The organism is Candidatus Peribacteria bacterium (assembly GCA_023038255.1).
In the GTDB taxonomy this organism is placed as follows: domain Bacteria; phylum Patescibacteriota; class Gracilibacteria; order Peribacterales; family Peribacteraceae; genus CALREJ01.
Genome location: CP082927.1, coordinates 894,172 through 911,449 on the forward strand (window position 1 = coordinate 894,172; position 17,278 = coordinate 911,449).

A 17,278-nucleotide genomic window follows, 5' to 3' on the forward strand; every position below is an offset into this window, starting at 1 on the left:
CTTTCTATGATCACCCCCACCCAAATCACCATCGAAACCACCGTCCATGCACCCCTCGAAAAAGCATGGGAATGCTGGAATACGCCGGAGCACATCATGCAGTGGAACCATGCATCAGACGACTGGCATTCCCCCTCCGCAACGGTGGATCTGCGTGAAGGTGGAACATTTACTGCACGCATGGAAGCCAAAGATGGCAGCGTCGGGTTTGATTTTGGCGGTACCTATACAACTGTCATCGACCAGAAAGAGATTGGCTACACCATGGATGACGGACGCACAGTTCGCATCACCTTTGACGGACATGGCGACCATACGCATGTGACCGAAACGTTTGATGCAGAAAGCGAGAACCCTGTAGAAATGCAGAGGGCCGGTTGGCAGTCGATTCTGGATAACTTCAAGACGTATACCGAGTCGCAGGCATGAGCAACAATAAGGCTACTATTGAACGGTATATTGATGGATTCAATACGCTGGACCATGCACAGATTCTCTCGTGCCTGACAGACGACGTGGAGTGGATTATGCACGGCTTTTTTCATCACAAAGGAAAAGAGGCATTCGATGCAGAAATTGAAAACCCTGCCTTCTCCGGGAAGCCGGTCATTACCCTGACACGAATGACCGAAGAAAATGATGTCGTGATTGCAGAAGGAACAGTACAGGCACGCACCAAAGACGGAGTGATCCTGCCACTCGTATTCTGCGATCTCTTTGAAATGCAAAACGGGAAAATCCGGAAGCTGATCGGATATATCGCGCAGGTCAAAACAGCACCTGAACCTGCATAGAGAAACAAATTACGCTCCAGCCCCCACCGACTTCAAAAGCACGCCGACTCCGTAGGCTACGAAAGCACCAAGTGCTCCGACAAGGACAATTTCGAAGGGGCCGCGCCAGAGCTTTTCGCGTGTCACAATACTGCGTGCGGCACCCAACAGAATCAATGACACAAATGTACCGAAAATGGCGATCGAAAAGCGGTCTGCAGGATTTACCCCCAGGAAATAAGGAATAAGAGGGATAGAGCCAAACAAGACAAACGAACAGAACGTCATGAGACCATCCAGCAGCGGCGTCGACTCCTCTCCTTTTACATACCCATGCTCCCCGACCATCATCATATCCGCCCACTGCTCCTTGTCGCTGGTGACAACCGCGACGGCACGATCGAGGTCCTTTCCTGTAAACCCGAGTGTCGCAAGATAGTGCTTCACTTCCTCGCGCTCCATGTCCGGATGATCCTCAATTTCCTGCAGCTCCTCCAGGCGGATTCGCATGCGTTGCGCCTGCTGGGATTTTTCAGAGAGGTACGCACCCGTTGCCATGGAAAGACCGTCCGCAAAGAGATTTGCGAGACCGAGGATAATCACAATCGTATGTGGGAGATCAGCCCCCATCGTTCCTGCAACTACAGCAAACGTCGTGACGATGCCATCGTTGCCACCGTACACAATTTCGCGGATATATGATCCAAAGCGATGGCCATGGTGCTCCTGCGTGCGATGCCGTTCAAAAGCGGATACGTCGACTGTCATAGAAGATGTCTCCCATGATAGTCCGCCTGTGCCTGTTTGCCTATTTTTTCTTAAGTCTGGGCGTCGGTATCTCTGCCGCCGTTTTCTCGATGAGAGTAGCCAGCCATTCACGATCCTCCCACCGCGCTTCGTCGATCAGGTAATACGGCTTGGCACCGGGGTACGGTGCGTCTTCGATGATATCGTCGATACACTCCTCCCCCGCCTTTGTTTTCTTCACATACAGCCGGTCATCACAAATCAGAGCAATGACTTTTTCCTGGTAGTACAGCGCATATTCGCCAAACATTTTCCTGGTACGGATACCGGGCAAATCACTCAGTTGATCGACAATATAATCAGCGGTGGATTGTGCGGTTGCCATCAGTCAGAAGATAACGCTGTCTGGTACTGCTTCGACAGCACTGTGTAAAACCGTGAGCGCATAGCGATGAGCGTGACACATAGTCCGACAATACCGATAACAGTGAAGACAAGCGCAATACCACGGCCGGTGCCAACGCCAAACCAGGAACCGATCAGCTCTGCACCCTGTCCGCCTTCACTCATAAACGGAATGAAGAAGAACTGTGCAAGCGGGCCGATCAGAAAAGCCATCAGCGGGGAGACTGCCATTTCAACGCTCTGTGCAAAGCCCATCACGCGGCCCTGGCGTTCGAACGGCACGACCTTCTGCATGATGGTGTGCTCGGACGCTTCAATAAACGGCACGACTGCCAGGTAAATGAACATACCGACCATCAGAAGAATGATGGAAGGCTGAACGGTGAAGAGCATGCTGACAGTCCAAATGGTGATGTTTGTCAGGAACAGCGAGCGAAGCGGATTCTTTCCCAGACCGAATTTGGAGATGATGATGCCACCCACAATGAAGGCGGTGCTAAGGATTCCCCACACAATGCCCCACATCTGCACCGATACGAGCGAGAGGCCGTACGCATCCATCAGAGACATAAAGGCACCTCCGAGGAAGTTGTTGAATGTCGTGAAAAAGATGAGGGCAAAGAGCCCGGGAATGGTGGAGATGACGGCGATGGTACCACGGATATCCACCTTCTTCGGCTTCTCTGCAGTGTGCACAATCTTCTCTTCCGGAACATGCAGGAGCAGCAGATGCAGGATGACAGCGAGTGTGAGGCTGATCGAAAGAATCATCACATAAAACATGCCACCCTGCGCGACCAGAAAACCGGAGATGACCGACACCACCAGGAACGTGACACCGTTCACCATACCCACCAGTCCGTTCGCTTTATCGCGGTCATGTTCCGGCACAAGGATAGTCACGAGAGTGGCCAGCGCGATATTACGGATATTCCCGAAGATCACACCTATAAGAATAAGCGTACTGAAGATCCACAGAATCGGGCTACTGACTGATGTGAATGCTTCTGCAGGAGCTAGCAGATAGATGGCAAAGGCAATGCTGAAAATGACGAGAGTCACACTGCTCGAAAAAATCATCGCGGACTTTTTCCGGTGATGATCAACAATGCTCCCGAACCAGAAACTGGAGGACGACATCAGGATGAGATACACACCCGCAAGCACCGACGTGGCAAAGACGGATTTGGTTTCAAGGTACACAAAGAACGTCAGCGCAAACCACACGACAAAGGTCGTCAGAGACGCAATGAAGGTGTTGGCAATAATATGGTAGAAGGTTTTCATAGTCTGTTCATACTAGAGGAAAAAATGCCTTTGTATTGAGAAAAAGTGACGTTTTTCAGTCTGTAGTCTATGCTTGCATCATGTGGTCCATCCTCCGGAAAATCCTCGGCGTCATCTGTCTGATCCTCGGACTCGCTGCCCTCGTTACCCCCTTCACCCCGGGTTCGTGGCTGGCCCTGATCGGGCTGGAATTATTGGGTATGGGGTTTTTAATACCGAAGAAACTGCGGGCAGCAATGCGCCAGATGACTGAGAAGTTCAAGGCGCGGATCTTTAAGAAAAAAGTTCCGGACCCGACCCCTATTTCGCCATCAGATCCACAAGAACACTGAAGCCGCCGACTGCGATGCGCTTCATATCGAAGGGCATGTTTTTGGCATCGGCCTCTGTATAGGTCGACTCCATTTCTTTCATGACCTTTGCATTTACGCGATCGCGGTGTGCTTTCGACTTGTAGATGATGAAGGAGAAAACGACTGTCTCGCCGTCTTTCGCTTTGGCCATTTTCGGGAAAGGCATCGTGGAGTGTTCAGGTGTCAGATCATCACCGATGCATTCAACATACTGAAGAGCACCGTGCTTCATCCACATCTTGCCACCCTCACCCGCCATCTTTTTATAGGCAGCAAGGTTCTTGGTCGGAAGAGGGAAAACATAACCATCGACGTAACGCATAAGAGTGAGGGGAAGAGATGTGAAAAAGATTACAGAGCTGCTTCGAGCTTGTCCAAAGACTGGTTCCAACCGACATTCGCATCGCCGGCCATCCCGGTAGGATGTCCTTCGTGTACAAGCGTGAGAGTTGTCTGGCCATTTTCCTCCGTAAAGGTGAATGTCACACGCATTTCATCCGGCCATTCTCCGGGCATACCGACGTCTTTGCCGTTCAGCAAATTTCCATCTTTGTCTGCAAAGTGATCGGTGCAGACAATCTTCTGCATCGGGATGATTTCCTCGTAGACTCCCCCGCTCCAGAAATCCTGCTCAGGCATGCCAGGTCCCATCGCGCCGCGCATGCAGTAGAGATATTTTCCACCTTCGCGGAAATCGATATCTGCGTGCGGTGCCGTGAAATGCTCAGGGCCCCACCAGAGCTTAATCATCTCAGGATCTGTAAATGCCTGCCAGACACGGGCAAGGGGCGCATTGAATGTACGGGTGATATGGATGGTCTTCGTGTCCATAGGAAAGGGAGAAAAAAATAAGAGAATGATTACAATTCGGGGAATGACGCGAGGTATTTTTCGAGTGAATCGAGACGGTCATTCCAGAGCTTTTCATACGCAGACAGGTACCGGCTCGCTTCTCTAAAAGCAGCCGGAGAGAGTTGCACCATCTGCTCCTTCCCCTTCCGCTTCTTGATAATGAGGCGCGCTTTCTCAAGGACACTCAGGTGCTTCGCGATGGCAGCAAAGGACAGTGTATACGGCTTTGCAACATCGGAGATCGACATCTCTTTCTTGTTCTTGGCGACTCTGCGGAGAATATCGCGGCGGGTCGGATCTGCGAGGGACTGAAAGATCGCATCGAGGCTGATCGGTGAGAGACTTAATTCAACCATTTGGTTGAATGATAGTACAGAGAAAATCCCCTGTCAAAAAAGAAGTTGTCTATTGTATTGATCTAACAGAATACAGCAGAAATCCCCGCTGCGGCGGCAACGGGGTTTCTTTGAAAGTCAGTCAGGTATGAATTCTTTAGAAGCAGCCATCAGAACAGTAGCCGCCATCTGGTAATGGAACGAAGGTGTCTTTGTTACAAACATTACACACATTCAAGGCACGTACTGCAGTAGCCCAATCACGGAGCACCATTGTACGCAATGCTTCGGCCAGACAAAGATGATTCTGATACCCATTCGTCTCTACAGAGATATGCGGAATCCATGCCTGATCACGCCGTCTGCCATCAAACCCTATATCACGATAAGCATACACTCTGTAGGTCTGACCGGTGTGTGATGTAAACGGTTTCCCTTCCTGGCAAATTTGCTGTGAATTCCAAGATATGCCGCTTCGCAGGCAAATGGATCGTGCTAGGTAATACGACTTTCTCATACGGTGCCCATGAAAACGCAGATACCCTTCTGTCAGAGTCGCTTCCCGAAGCCAGTGAAGCAATTCTTCCCTTTCCTTCCCCCCTTTCTGATTAACCTTAAGGGTCACAATATAGGGAGGTTCTATATCGCTCCGCTCAATGACAGCAACAGCATCGCCTCCGTGAATAATCCGCATGCCATGCTCTCCAACACTTTCGGTAAACGAACCTGCTACAAAACGTTCGTGTTCATTCGGGCAATAACAAACATCGCCTGTTTCAATCAGGATTTCCTGAGGCAGAAGGAGCAAGGCCATAAATGAACGAATGGGATCATCGTTCTCCGGACGTGATGCTGTCCAGACATGCCCTTCATCGAAACCGATTCTTCCACCAGGTAAGACGCTCACATAACCTGAAATAGAACCGGCAACTCGGACATGACCATTCTTGGGAATGACCCTAAAACCTCCGTCTTCCTCACTTCCAAATTGATCGATTGCCAACAGTTCCTCGAATGTAAAATACTGATTTGCCATGATGTAACACTCCACCGTTTAAAGCCCGGTCGGCTAGCCTGGACCAACGTACACATCTTCTTGCCCCAACGCAGGGCATTTCACTATCACAACTCATACCCGTTGCTCTCAAAGAACGGATCAGGAAATTTTCCCTGACTATGTGTTAAATTACATTGAAAATAAAATACGTCAACTTCCCTGTTCTATAATGCAACAGAACAACGTTTATCGCTCCTTTCTAGATAAAAGGACTATCCTCCTGCAAAAAAATCTTGCACCTCATAGACGTGCTGCAGCAATCACTTTAGAGTGCAGCTTCATGGATCTCCTGCATCTCCTCGAAACCCACTTCGGCTACAAAAGCTTCCGCCCGACGCAGGAAAAAATCATCAACACGATCCTCAACGGCAATGACTGTCTGGTCGTGATGCCGACCGGGGGCGGCAAATCGCTGTGCTTCCAGGTACCCGCTCTCTGTCTGGACGGACTCACACTCGTGATTTCCCCACTGATTGCGCTGATGAAAGATCAGGTCGATGGACTCCGGAATAACGGCATCAATGCCGCCTTTTTAAACAGCAGCCAGACACAGGAAGAGCAGATGGATGTAATGGATGATGCAACCAATGGGCGCCTGAAACTCCTCTACGTCGCTCCGGAACGGTTGGGTGTGGCATCTTTCATGAACTACCTGCAGACATTGCCACTCCAACTGATCGCCATTGATGAAGCCCACTGTATTTCCGAGTGGGGCCACGACTTCCGGCCAGACTACCGGCTTCTCAAAAAACTGCGCGCGGCCTTCCCGCATGTTCCGTGCATTGCACTCACTGCGACAGCAACGCCACAGGTCCAGACCGATATCCGCAGTCAGCTGGGTCTCGACAATGCGCCCCTCTTTCTCTCCGGGTTCAACCGGACGAATCTCACGTACCACGTCTACCCGAAAGCCCGCACGTTTGACCGCTTACTCCTCATCCTCAAAAAAGCCGAACGCCTCCCTGCGGTCGTCTTCTGCTTCTCACGGAAAAGCACCGAGAGCCTCGCTGCAGATTTACAGGCTGAAGGGCTGCGCTGCCTCCCCTACCATGCCGGCATGTCGCCGCAGCTGCGCAAAGACACGCAGGATGCGTTCATGCGGGACGACGTGGAAATCATCACTGCGACCACTGCATTCGGGATGGGTATTGATAAGCCTGATATCCGGACTGTGGTTCATATTGATCTCCCGAAGAACATCGAAAGCTTTTACCAGGAAACAGGCCGCGCCGGACGCGATGGCCTCCCGAGCGACTGCATCCTCTTCTATTCCGATGCCGACCGCTTCAAGCAGGAATACTTCATCCGGCAGATTGAAGACCCTCTCCTCCAGCAATCCACCCGCGAGAAGCTCCAGCAGATGGCAGCCTACGGCGAACTCCGCACCTGCCGCCGCAAATATCTGATGGCGTACTTCAGTGAAGTCTACGACCAGGACAACTGCGGTAGCTGTGACCGGTGCTTGGCCAAAGACGAAGAACTGATTGATGTAACAGACCTTGGCACAAAGATTCTGGAAGCAGTCCAGGCTACCGGCGAACGCTTTGGCGGCGGGCATATTGTCGATGTTCTCCGTGGAAAATCGACTGATAAGACACAGATGGCACAGCACGATAATTTGCAGATCTTTGGAGTCGCACAGGATCAGAGTGCACAGAAGCTGCGCTTCACGCTTGCAGAAATGGTCGCGGGCAATCTCCTCCGAAAAGCTGAGGGCTTGTATCCGACACTCTCGCTGACACTGAAAGGCAAAACCGCCCTCGAAAACGGCGAACCGATTTTCATCCGCAAACCGGAAGCCGAGGTCGCTATTGTCGAACGCAAAGTGGCCGATGTGGATGACGAGCGTTTCGAGCGCGCCCTCTTCGAGGAACTCCGTGCACTCCGCCGGAAACTTGCCGAGGAACAGAGGGTCGCTGCTTTCATTATTTTTGGCGACCGGTCACTCAAAGAAATGGCGAGCCTCTTCCCACAGAGCATCGAGAGTTTTATGCAGATCTATGGAGTATCGACGAAAAAGGCTGACAGATACGGAAAGCGGTTTACGGACATTATCCGGCGCTATGCACAGGAGCATCGGCTGGAAGACAGAGTTACTGCAAAAATCCTCCCGGTATTTCCTTATTAACAATCCTCACAGAGCCTTTTTTCCCAAAGAATGAAGACACTGCATGCAAAGGAGTATCAACATAAACTTGCTCTACTGTCTGCGGCTGTAGCTCAGCCTGCAGAAGCTCACGAATTTCTTTTCGAATGATGTTCTGCCTTTCCAGCGACACACCAAGACCCAAAAGCACCGACACACCATAGGCTTCAGGTGTCGTATAAAGTTCAACCGCGCAGACATTTGTATTCACCATAGCCCATTTCCGAACCATTGTTGCAATACGAGGATACGGCAAAAAATCTTCTTTCAAACGCACCTCCACCTCCACCGGACGATCGGACATCGAATGAAGAAATCCTATAGCCACATGCGAAGACATGTATCAATTCTACCACAAAGCCGCCCCACAAAATTACAGCGCCCCCAAATCCAGCTCCTCATTTACCTCCACGGATTTCACGAAATCCTTGTCGTGGCTGATGAGGATCATGCCGCCTTTGTATTCGTTCAGCGCGTCGGCAATGACCGGAATGTGGCGGAAGTTGATGTGGTTGGTGGGCTCATCGAGAATCAGGAGGGTCGGTTTCAGGAGCATGAAGCGCGCGAAACAGAGGAGTCCTTTTTGCCCTTCGGAGAGTCCGCGGACTTTGGTCTGCACCTTTTCACCCGGCAGCATGAAGCGCGCGGCGGCCTGGAAAATCAGCTGCTGATTCGGAGCTTCCATCGCTTCTTCCAGGACTTCATACACTGTTTTATCAAACGGCAATCCGGAGAAATCCTGACGGTAATACCCGACTACCACACCCGGCGTAATCTTGGCACCAGGCTCAGTACCATTAGCCATCGATTCAAGAAGCGTGGTTTTGCCGATGCCGTTTGGTCCGGTAATGAGCACACGATGACGCTTACGAAGCGTGACAGACACATTCTTCCGCACAGGCTTATGGTCTTTCATAATGCCGACCGACGTGATTTCGGCCAGCGGTTTCTGGAAATCTGAAATCTCAATCGTGAACGGCGGAATGGTTTTATCCTCGCGGCGGACATCGACCTTATTCTCTTCCGCTTCTTCCACGTTATCACGCATTTTGCTCGCGAGCTTGCGCATCTTTCCTCCCTTGTGTGAGAAGAAGTTGATCTTGTCCTTCTGATCCTGAATGTCTTTCTCCATGCGCGCGTTCTGGCGCTGCTCGCGTTCAATCTGCGCGGCAATTTCCTCCACCACATTGTAGTAGTCCCCCACGAACTGCTGGACCTTGTGCGTATGAGCATCGAGGTGCAGCACACCTTCCGTGAAGCTGTTCAGGAAATCCGCATCGTGGGAAATGACGATGCAGGTCTTGTCGTACATCACAATAAAACTCGTGAGATGATCGATACCGGCCTTGTCGAGGTTATTGGTCGGCTCATCGAGCAGCAGAATATCCGGCTCCTGGATAATGGCGTAGGCAAGGAGCAGACGCGCTTTCTGCCCTCCGGAGAAATCTTTGATTTTCTTATCGAGTGCCGCCTTCAGGTTCACAATATCCAGCACCCGGGCAATATCGCGCTCAATGTCGAACTTCTTTTCGTGGAACGCACCTTCAAAGTACTGCCTCACCGTCTTGTCCAGATCCTCATGCGCCACCACCTGCTTTGCAATACCGATTGTCGCTCCTTTTTTGAGATGGATTTGACCATGCTGGGGCTTGAGCTCCTTTGTGATCAGTTTGAAAATCGTGCTTTTGCCTGCACCATTCTGGCCCATAATAGTGAGCTTTGCGTTCTCACGGACCGAAAAAGCAGCTTCCTCGAGCACAGGGTAGCGGTGATCGTAATGAAACGTCACGTCATCAAACCGGAGGAGGACATCACCATGTTCCATAAATACACGAAGAAAGAATGCGAATGGGAGGGCTGCAAGCCCGCCGTAGCCTCAGCAAAGGCGGGGGGATTGTAGGGGGAAAAATGCTGTCTGAACAGTGGAAAAAGAGCCTTTTGGAAGGTAAACAGAGGTTTATTGACATAATAAACAAAATGACTTGTATTAATATAAATAGAAGATAGAATACCGAACCCCTGCAATGAGCAGGCATCTTTTCTTCCCCCATTTCTATGAACATGTCTTCGAAACATCTTCAGTTTTCCCTCCTGACAGGACTCGTTGCAGTCTTCGGACTCACCATCAGCTTTGCAAACGCTGACGGTATGCTGCCTTCCGTCACGCAGAGTTTCGTGCAGATACAGCAGAACTCCATTACCGAAGGTCCGTTTGCTGGCGCAAAGTTTGATATCGTCGGCTTCATGAGCCATCCGTGCTACGAGATGATCGGCACAGAGGTGCAGAGCTGTGAGTACTCCTACGGCATCAAGCAGCCCCTCAAGAGTTATGTAGAAGATGGCTCCCTCCTCGCGTGGCTCGGACAGAGCGCATTGCTTCCAAACGTTGCCATGTCGACAAGCTCCGTCTCCAGCGCAGCATCGTCCGCATCCTCTGTAGCAAGTGAAGGCACCATGGAACCGACTGTCACCATGACAGCTGCTCCGAAAGCAACCACAACGATCCTGAACAGCGATATTGATACCTACGAAGAAATGGATGACCTCCGCACCGCACGCAGCAACAAGCTCTGGAACATCTGTGTCCGCAGAGACGGTGGCCGCGACCTTGCAGCAATCTGCTACCAGGACAACATCCGCCTCCTCATGCGTTTGGACATTGAACTGACAGAAGACACCGTTCGTTAATTCTTTGATCTGAGATCTTAAAAGGCCGCCTATTGCGGCCTTTTTTGTATGCCAATCTGCAAGAATGCCCGTACTGGCACGTCTTAGTATCAGATTCAACCGCTTCCACTCATCTCATATGAAGACACAACAAGACGCCGGATTCATGGAGACAACCTCACTGTGGATGGCCACAAAAACATTGCCTGCATTCGAGCCGCTCACCACTAATACACACGCCGATGTCTGTATTATCGGCGCCGGCATCAGCGGACTGACGACTGCCTATCTGCTCTGCAAAGCAGGAAAATCGGTCATCGTTCTGGATGATGGCCCGATCGTGAGCGGCGAAACAAGGCGCACGACAGCGCACATCACAAACGCCAACGACGACCGGTATCATGAGATGATCCGCATTCACGGACTAGAAAAGGCAAAGCTCATTGCAGAGAGTGAGACCAGATCGATTGATCAGATTGAAACAATTGTGAAAGAGGAAAACATTTCCTGTGACTTTGAACGGCTGGATGGATACCTGTTTGCCGCTCCAGATATGCCCGCTGATGAGCTGCAGAAAGAGCTGGATGCTGTGCATGCGGTAGGCCTGGAAAACGTCGATTTACTGAAGCAAATGCCCGCAAAAAATCTGCCGACTGCCTGTTTACTCTTCCCGAAACAGGCACAGTTTCATCCGCTCGCCTATCTCTCCGGACTAGCGCAGGCAATCACGAAGATGGGCGGACAGATCCATGCACACTCCCGCGTAACGGAGATTGAGGAAAAAGAATCCCCGTTCACCATCACTCTCGAAAACGGGCAAAAGGTGGCTGCCACGTCTCTGGCTGTTGCAACCAATGCACCCGTCAACGATAACGCGATGGTCTTTACCAAGCAGTCTCCATACCGCACATTTGTGATCGGACTGACGGTTCCGAAAGGGGCCGTTCCGAAAGCGCTCTACTGGGATACACTCGATCCGTATCACTACATCCGCCTCCAGAAAGATGATGACGATGCGACCAAAGAGATCCTGATTGTCGGCGGAGAGGATCACCGGTCCGGTGAATATGATGATGCGGAGAAGCGCTACGAGATCCTCGAAAAGTGGGCGCGACGGCATTTCCCTGACTGCAGTGATGTGCGGTTTCGGTGGTCCGGACAGGTACTGGAAACCATCGACGGCATCGCGATGATCGGACGCAAACCCGGCGGCCACGCACAGTCATTTATCACAACCGGTGACTCCGGTCAGGGCATGACGCACGGGACTATTGCCGGCATGCTGCTCACGGATCTCATCAGCGGGAAAGACAATGCGTGGGCCGACGTCTATAACCCGAGCCGCGTTCCGCTCGGTGCCATCAAAACATTTATCGAGGAAAATGCAGTGACCGCAAAAGATCTGGCTGGTGACTATATCACCCCGGGTGACGTCAAAAGTATGGATGAGGTAAAGCCGGGACAAGGTGCCACGATGCGCACCGGGCTCACAAAAATCGCACTCTACCGCGATACAGACGGCACGATGTTTGCACGCACCGCCATCTGTCCGCACAAAGGCTGCATGATCCGCTGGAACAGCGGCGAAAAGTCGTGGGACTGTCCGTGCCACGGGTCGCGGTATAATATCCACGGACAAGTTCTGAATGGACCCACCATGAAAGATCTGCCGCCCGCCTCCGTTTAAACTACGGCGGGCAAGCTTGAAATTTCTATTCCTCCTGATACCATCTGTCGCTATGCACACACTCCACCCAGACAACAACGGCACATTCGCAAGTTTATTCAATAACCCGCCCCAGGAGCGCCCGGAAGCAAACAAGCCCCCGGATTCCATCCTGTCCGAGCCGGTCGAAGACGATGCAGAGGATATTGCCCTCCTGAAGCAGATTCAGGCTATGCCTCCTGTGAGCGATGAAGACGATGACGACACGGCGGAAGAGGCTCCGGCTGACGATATGAACACCACACCGCTCGCACAAGAAGCGCCGAAGAAAAAGGCAGCTGCCAAGAAAGCGAAGCCGGTGAAGAAAGCGAAACCTGCAAAGAAAGCCAAGAAAGCTGCTCCTGCAAAAAAGGCAAAGAAAGTCGCAGCCAAAAAGAAAGTGAAGCCAGCCAAGAAGAAAAAGACAGTCGCAAAGAAGACAAAGAAAACGGTGAAGAAAGTTGCGAAAAAGACGGTAAAGAAAGCAGCCAAAAAGGCCCCGAAGAAGACAGCTGCCAAGGCAAAGAAGACTGCAAAGAAAGTGACAAAGAAGACAGCAAAAAAGGCAAAGCCGGCAAAGAAAGCAAAAAAGACAGCGCCGAAGAAAGCCAAGAAAACAGCCTCAAAGAAGCGTAAATAAATCCAATCGATCATGAATCTCAGAGAAACCGGACAGAGTGTCCGGTTTTTTCTGTCATAGAGAGTACACCCTTCCTCCCACTCCCATGCCAACAGATGACGACGTAAAAGCAGCGGAACAAGCGGCAAAAGATGCTGCAGCCGCAGCAAAGAAAGCAAAAGACGATGCGGAACGGGCAGCAAAAGAAGCAGCTGCAGAACAAAAGAAAGAGGCAGACAGGCAACGCCTGGAAGCAGAAAAACAACGGAAGAACACGGAGATTGCAACGAAAAAAGCAGCAGCAGATGCAGCGAAGTCGGCAGAAAAAGCACGTGTGGACGCATCGCTCGCCAAAAAACGCGCTGCCGTCCCCCAAGTCGTCCTCCCGCCCATGCCATCATCCGGTGATGGGCGTGCCAAAATAAAGGACAAAGGAGACTTCTCCATGCTCTAACTTTTGTCTTTGAGTTGATCACGCTACGCTAGCGTCATGCACATTAAACTGCCGGAAGATCTCGATCCGAAACAGGCTGCAAAAGACGCAGGCCTCCGTTACATGTCTGATGACGGTCCTGGCATTACGCGTCTGAAAAAGGGTGCGCATTTTTCGTACAAAGATGAGCACGGAAAAATAATCACCGATGCCGACACTCTCGCGCGTATCGCGTCACTGGTCATTCCTCCGGCGTGGACCGCTGTCTGGATCTGCCCGTCTCCGCGCGGACATATTCAGGCAACAGGACGGGATGAAAAAGGACGGAAGCAGTACCGCTACCACGCAAAGTGGCGCGAGCTCCGCAATAAAACCAAATACGATAAGCTCGTATCTTTTGGCTTCGTGCTGCCATCAATCAGACAACGTGTCCTTGAGGACCTCGACCGTCCAGCCCTCAGTGAGGCAAAAATTCTTGCGACTATCGTGCGACTTCTGGATGTCACACATATGCGCATCGGCAACGAAGAATATGCAAAGGACAATCACTCGTACGGACTCACGACACTACGGAACAAGCATGTGAATGTGGATGGATCGACGATCCGTTTTTCGTTCCGCGGCAAAAGCGGTGTCGAACAGGAACTGGAAATCCACGACCGGCGGCTCGCACGCATCATTCACCAGTGTCAGGATATTCCGGGTCATGAACTCTTTCAGTACATGGATGCAAAAGGGCGAAAGCAGGCCGTCAATTCCGAACATGTAAACGCGTACATTCACGACATCGCGAAAGAAGAATTCACTGCCAAAGATTTCCGGACATGGGGCGGCACCATCCGCGCTGCAGAATCACTCATGGAACTCGGAGAAAGTGATGACGAAAAATACATCAAAACCTGTCTGGTCTGTGCGGTAAAAGAGGCGGCGAGCGTCCTTGGAAACAGACCTGCAACATGCCGCAAGTACTACATTGATCCACGCATTTTTGAAGCGTATGAAGCCATGCAGCTCTGCAGAGAATTGGAGCGTTTTCTGAAGCAAAAAGCAGATCCAACGGCTTATGCGCTCAAGCCCATCGAGAAAGGGGTCCATCATATCCTGCAGAAATCGTCTAAAAATGGCTGAAGAAAGCCAAAAGAATGTGATGGTGATCAGACCATGAATTGCTGTTTCTGGTAGGTCTGTTGTCTCATCAAAACACGTTTTTTCTGGTATAATCAGTAGATGTGCCGATGAAGGGTTCTCGGCCAACACAAAACAAAAAACACACATGTCTCTGCACTCGCTCATGTTCGGCTGGGAATATCCCCCGCTCCACTCTGGTGGACTCGGTGTGGCCTGCCACGGACTCGTGCGCGGACTTTTGAAAAACGGTGTGCAGGTCACACTCATTCTGCCGACATCCGCACAGGACAATGTGACAGGACTTGCCATCCGCGGACCGGGCGATGATGTGCCGGTTATCCGGTATGTGAAGAGCACGCTGCGTCCGTACGAAAGCGTGGAAGAATTTGCAGCACGCATGCACATGGAAGCACCGGGCGAAGAAATTCAGGATCTGTACGGCCCCGGTCTCGGCGAAGCGGTCGAACGTTTTTCCGATATGAGTGTCGCGATGACACACGACATTGATGCCGATGTCATTCACTGTCATGACTGGATGACCTACGGCGCCGGCATGAAAGCCGCGGCCCATCACCGTGTCCCGCTCGTCGCACACATTCACGCAACCGAACTCGACCGCACCGACTTCCACCCGAACCAGTGGATTTTTGATCGTGAGCAGCAGGGACTGATGGCTGCGGATACCGTGATTGCAGTGAGCAACTATACAAAATCGATCCTCGTAAACCGCTACGGTATTCCGGCAGATAAAATCCGCGTCGTCCATAACGGTCATGACCAGCCGGTGGCACAGAGCACGGACATTATAACGGATCTCGCACCAAAGCCCCCACTCGTCCTCTTCCTCGGACGCCTCACAGTGCAGAAAAACCCGTGGCAATTCCTGGAGACCGCGAAGGTCATTCACGAGCTGCGGCCGGACGTCCAGTTTGTCATGGCCGGTGACGGCGGCATGCTGAACGAACTGATGGAACGGGCATGCGAACTGGGACTGACCGACTGTATGGCGTTCACCGGCAAAGTCAGCCGCGACCAGGTGAGCAGCCTCTACCGGCAGGCCAGCTGTTTCGTAATGCCGTCTCTCAGTGAACCATTCGGACTCGTTGCACTCGAGGCCATCGGACACAACGTGCCGGTCGTGCTCAGCAGACAGTCAGGAGCAGCCGAGGTGATCGACCACGGATTTGTGGTGGACTTCTGGGACACCGAACGCTTCGCAGACTGCATCCTCACCATCCTCCGCGAAACCCCGCTCGCTGAACAATTGATTGCCGAAGCCCCGAACGTCCTCAAGCGCCTCAGCTGGAAAAACCAGGCCGGCGCCGTTTCCTCCATCTACCAAGACATCATCACATAAAAAATCATGCACCGGTAACAGATAACCAATAACAATCCCCTTACCAATAACCCATAACCAATCACCCATAACCCGCATGTCCCAATCCCCCCTCCTCTGCTTCTACTTCCAGGTCCATCAGCCCTACCGCCTGAAGGATCTGCGTGTGCGTGACATCGGCACGGACGGCATGGATTACTTCGATGATGAAAAGAACGAAGCCATCTTCCGCAAGGTTGCCGAGAAGTGCTATCTCCCGACAAACACCCTGATGCTGGAGCTCCTGAAAAAACATCCGGACTTTGCCATCAGTTATTCGCTCTCCGGTGTGTTTCTGGATCAGTGCAAAGAGTACGGACAGGACGTCCTCGATTCGTTTGTAGCCCTCGCTCAAACTGGTCGTGTCGAATTTTTGTCCGAGACGTATTATCACTCTCTCAGCTCGGTAAAGTCGCTTCCGGAATTCTGTCAGCAGGTCAAAAAGCACATGCAGACAATCGAAGAACTGTTCGGTCAGACGCCGACCATGTTCCGGAATACCGAGCTGATTTTCAATAATGAGATTGCGCAGATGGTAAAGCAGATGGGATTCAAAGGCATTGTCGCCGAAGGCGCGGATCACCTGCTCCGGCACAGAAGCCCGAACATCCCCTACCGCCCGCCCGAGTTCCAGCTCTCGCCGGAAAAGGAAGAAATAATCGCAGAGTACCGCCCGCATATGAAACCGAGTGACTCGATTCATATTCTCCTCAAAAACTACCGACTGAGCGACGACGTTGCCTTCCGCTTCTCAGACAAAAACTGGGCAGCATTTCCGCTGATGAGCCACACGTATGCAGACTGGCTCCAGGGCAACAGCGGCCACAGCATCAACCTCTTCATGGACTACGAAACCTTCGGAGAACATCAGTGGGAACACACCGGTATTTTCGACTTCCTGCGCTCACTGCCGGATGAATGCGAGAAGCGGGGCATCAAAGCTGCAACCCCCTCCGCTGTGCTTGATCTCTGGAAGGACAGTGAGACCGATACCTATGATGTGCATAACACCATCTCCTGGGCAGATACCGAACGCGATCTCTCCGCCTGGCTCGGAAACCATATCCAGCGCTCCGCTCTCGACGCTATCTATGCGATGGAAGAAGCAGTCAAAAAGACCGGCGATCAAAAACTGATTGATACCTGGCGCAAACTCCAGACGTCCGACCACTTCTACTACATGTGCACCAAATACTGGAGTGACGGCGACGTACACAAATACTTCAGTCCCTATGACTCCCCCTACGAAGCCTACCGAAGATTCAGTCACGCTCTGTGCGATCTGAAGTCACGCGTGACCATGACCTCCGAATCCGACATTCACACACATCAAAAAAACAATTCCATCCCCATAACTCATAACCAATAACCCATAACTCGTTCCGTCCCCAACCCT

20 protein-coding genes are annotated in these 17,278 nt (G+C 51.7%); 11 read left to right on the forward strand and 9 right to left on the reverse strand.

Going from position 1 to position 17,278, the window contains the following annotated elements:
• The first annotated feature begins 6 nt into the window (after window positions 1-6).
• The gene (locus K8942_04370; GenBank protein ID UPA22257.1) at window positions 7-429 is read left to right on the forward strand and encodes an SRPBCC family protein; all 423 of its coding nucleotides are present in this window, start codon (window positions 7-9) and stop codon (window positions 427-429) included.
• A complete protein-coding gene (locus tag K8942_04375; GenBank protein ID UPA22258.1) occupies window positions 426-794 on the forward strand; it encodes a nuclear transport factor 2 family protein in 369 nt (122 codons plus the stop codon). Before K8942_04370 ends, K8942_04375 begins: the two co-directional genes overlap by 4 nt.
• Before the next feature lie 9 nt (window positions 795-803).
• Here the strand turns inward: K8942_04375 and K8942_04380 are convergent, their stop codons facing one another.
• Genes K8942_04380 through K8942_04390 form a run of 3 tightly spaced genes read right to left on the reverse strand, consistent with a single transcriptional unit; the run spans window position 804 to window position 3,212 of the window.
• Window positions 804-1,541 carry a VIT1/CCC1 transporter family protein gene (locus K8942_04380; protein ID UPA22259.1) on the reverse strand — a complete coding sequence of 246 codons (738 nt, stop codon included), beginning with the start codon at window positions 1,539-1,541 and terminating at the stop codon, window positions 804-806.
• A 40-nt stretch (window positions 1,542-1,581) separates the two neighbouring features.
• Window positions 1,582-1,905 (reverse strand): TfoX/Sxy family protein, encoded by a 324-nt coding sequence (locus tag K8942_04385; protein ID UPA22260.1) that lies wholly within the window; start codon window positions 1,903-1,905, stop codon window positions 1,582-1,584.
• The gene (locus K8942_04390; GenBank protein UPA22261.1) at window positions 1,905-3,212 is read right to left on the reverse strand and encodes an MFS transporter; all 1,308 of its coding nucleotides are present in this window, start codon (window positions 3,210-3,212) and stop codon (window positions 1,905-1,907) included. The genes K8942_04385 and K8942_04390 overlap by 1 nt, the downstream gene beginning before the upstream one ends.
• 80 nt (window positions 3,213-3,292) lie before the next feature.
• Here K8942_04390 and K8942_04395 point away from each other — a divergent pair, with 80 nt between their 5' ends.
• Window positions 3,293-3,544, forward strand: coding sequence for a hypothetical protein (locus K8942_04395; protein UPA22262.1), 252 nt, complete (start codon window positions 3,293-3,295; stop codon window positions 3,542-3,544).
• Here K8942_04395 and K8942_04400 read toward each other — a convergent pair.
• From K8942_04400 to K8942_04415, 4 genes are all read right to left on the reverse strand, one after another.
• On the reverse strand, window positions 3,513-3,887 hold the full coding sequence (locus tag K8942_04400; protein UPA22263.1) for a DUF1428 domain-containing protein: 375 nt from the start codon (window positions 3,885-3,887) through the stop codon (window positions 3,513-3,515). The two genes, K8942_04395 and K8942_04400, sit on opposite strands and share 32 nt — an antisense overlap.
• Before the next feature lie 29 nt (window positions 3,888-3,916).
• Window positions 3,917-4,396, reverse strand: a complete 480-nt coding sequence (locus K8942_04405) for an SRPBCC domain-containing protein (protein ID UPA22264.1) — start codon at window positions 4,394-4,396, stop codon at window positions 3,917-3,919.
• A gap of 29 nt (window positions 4,397-4,425) precedes the next feature.
• Complete coding sequence (locus K8942_04410) at window positions 4,426-4,773, reverse strand: metalloregulator ArsR/SmtB family transcription factor (protein ID UPA22265.1); 348 nt, start codon at window positions 4,771-4,773, stop codon at window positions 4,426-4,428.
• Window positions 4,774-4,909: 136 nt separating this feature from the next.
• Complete coding sequence (locus K8942_04415) at window positions 4,910-5,788, reverse strand: hypothetical protein (GenBank protein UPA22266.1); 879 nt, start codon at window positions 5,786-5,788, stop codon at window positions 4,910-4,912.
• Between the two features lie 301 nt (window positions 5,789-6,089).
• On the opposite strand from K8942_04415, the gene recQ reads away from it, so the two are divergent.
• Window positions 6,090-7,937, forward strand: a complete 1,848-nt coding sequence (gene recQ, locus K8942_04420) for a DNA helicase RecQ (protein UPA22267.1) — start codon at window positions 6,090-6,092, stop codon at window positions 7,935-7,937.
• On the opposite strand, the gene K8942_04425 is transcribed toward recQ, so the two are convergent.
• The gene (locus tag K8942_04425) at window positions 7,903-8,295 is read right to left on the reverse strand and encodes a hypothetical protein (GenBank protein ID UPA22268.1); all 393 of its coding nucleotides are present in this window, start codon (window positions 8,293-8,295) and stop codon (window positions 7,903-7,905) included. The two genes, recQ and K8942_04425, sit on opposite strands and share 35 nt — an antisense overlap.
• A gap of 33 nt (window positions 8,296-8,328) precedes the next feature.
• A complete protein-coding gene (locus K8942_04430) occupies window positions 8,329-9,780 on the reverse strand; it encodes an ATP-binding cassette domain-containing protein (GenBank protein ID UPA22269.1) in 1,452 nt (483 codons plus the stop codon).
• Window positions 9,781-10,016: 236 nt separating this feature from the next.
• On the opposite strand from K8942_04430, the gene K8942_04435 reads away from it, so the two are divergent.
• The 7 genes from K8942_04435 (at window position 10,017) to K8942_04465 (ending at window position 17,251) form a co-directional block, all read left to right on the forward strand.
• The gene (locus tag K8942_04435) at window positions 10,017-10,643 is read left to right on the forward strand and encodes a hypothetical protein (protein ID UPA22270.1); all 627 of its coding nucleotides are present in this window, start codon (window positions 10,017-10,019) and stop codon (window positions 10,641-10,643) included.
• A gap of 118 nt (window positions 10,644-10,761) precedes the next feature.
• Window positions 10,762-12,309, forward strand: a complete 1,548-nt coding sequence (locus tag K8942_04440) for an FAD-dependent oxidoreductase (protein ID UPA22271.1) — start codon at window positions 10,762-10,764, stop codon at window positions 12,307-12,309.
• A gap of 52 nt (window positions 12,310-12,361) precedes the next feature.
• Window positions 12,362-12,967 carry a hypothetical protein gene (locus K8942_04445; GenBank protein UPA22272.1) on the forward strand — a complete coding sequence of 202 codons (606 nt, stop codon included), beginning with the start codon at window positions 12,362-12,364 and terminating at the stop codon, window positions 12,965-12,967.
• 85 nt (window positions 12,968-13,052) lie between these two features.
• Complete coding sequence (locus tag K8942_04450; protein UPA22273.1) at window positions 13,053-13,400, forward strand: hypothetical protein; 348 nt, start codon at window positions 13,053-13,055, stop codon at window positions 13,398-13,400.
• 36 nt (window positions 13,401-13,436) lie between these two features.
• Window positions 13,437-14,507: a DNA topoisomerase IB gene (locus K8942_04455; GenBank protein ID UPA22274.1), complete on the forward strand. Its 1,071-nt coding sequence runs from the start codon at window positions 13,437-13,439 to the stop codon at window positions 14,505-14,507.
• 145 nt (window positions 14,508-14,652) lie between these two features.
• Entirely contained in the window at window positions 14,653-15,864 is a 1,212-nt protein-coding gene (locus K8942_04460) for a glycosyltransferase family 4 protein (GenBank protein ID UPA22275.1), read from the forward strand.
• Window positions 15,865-15,940: 76 nt separating this feature from the next.
• Window positions 15,941-17,251, forward strand: a complete 1,311-nt coding sequence (locus K8942_04465; protein ID UPA22276.1) for a glycoside hydrolase family 57 protein — start codon at window positions 15,941-15,943, stop codon at window positions 17,249-17,251.
• Window positions 17,252-17,278: the final 27 nt, after the last annotated feature.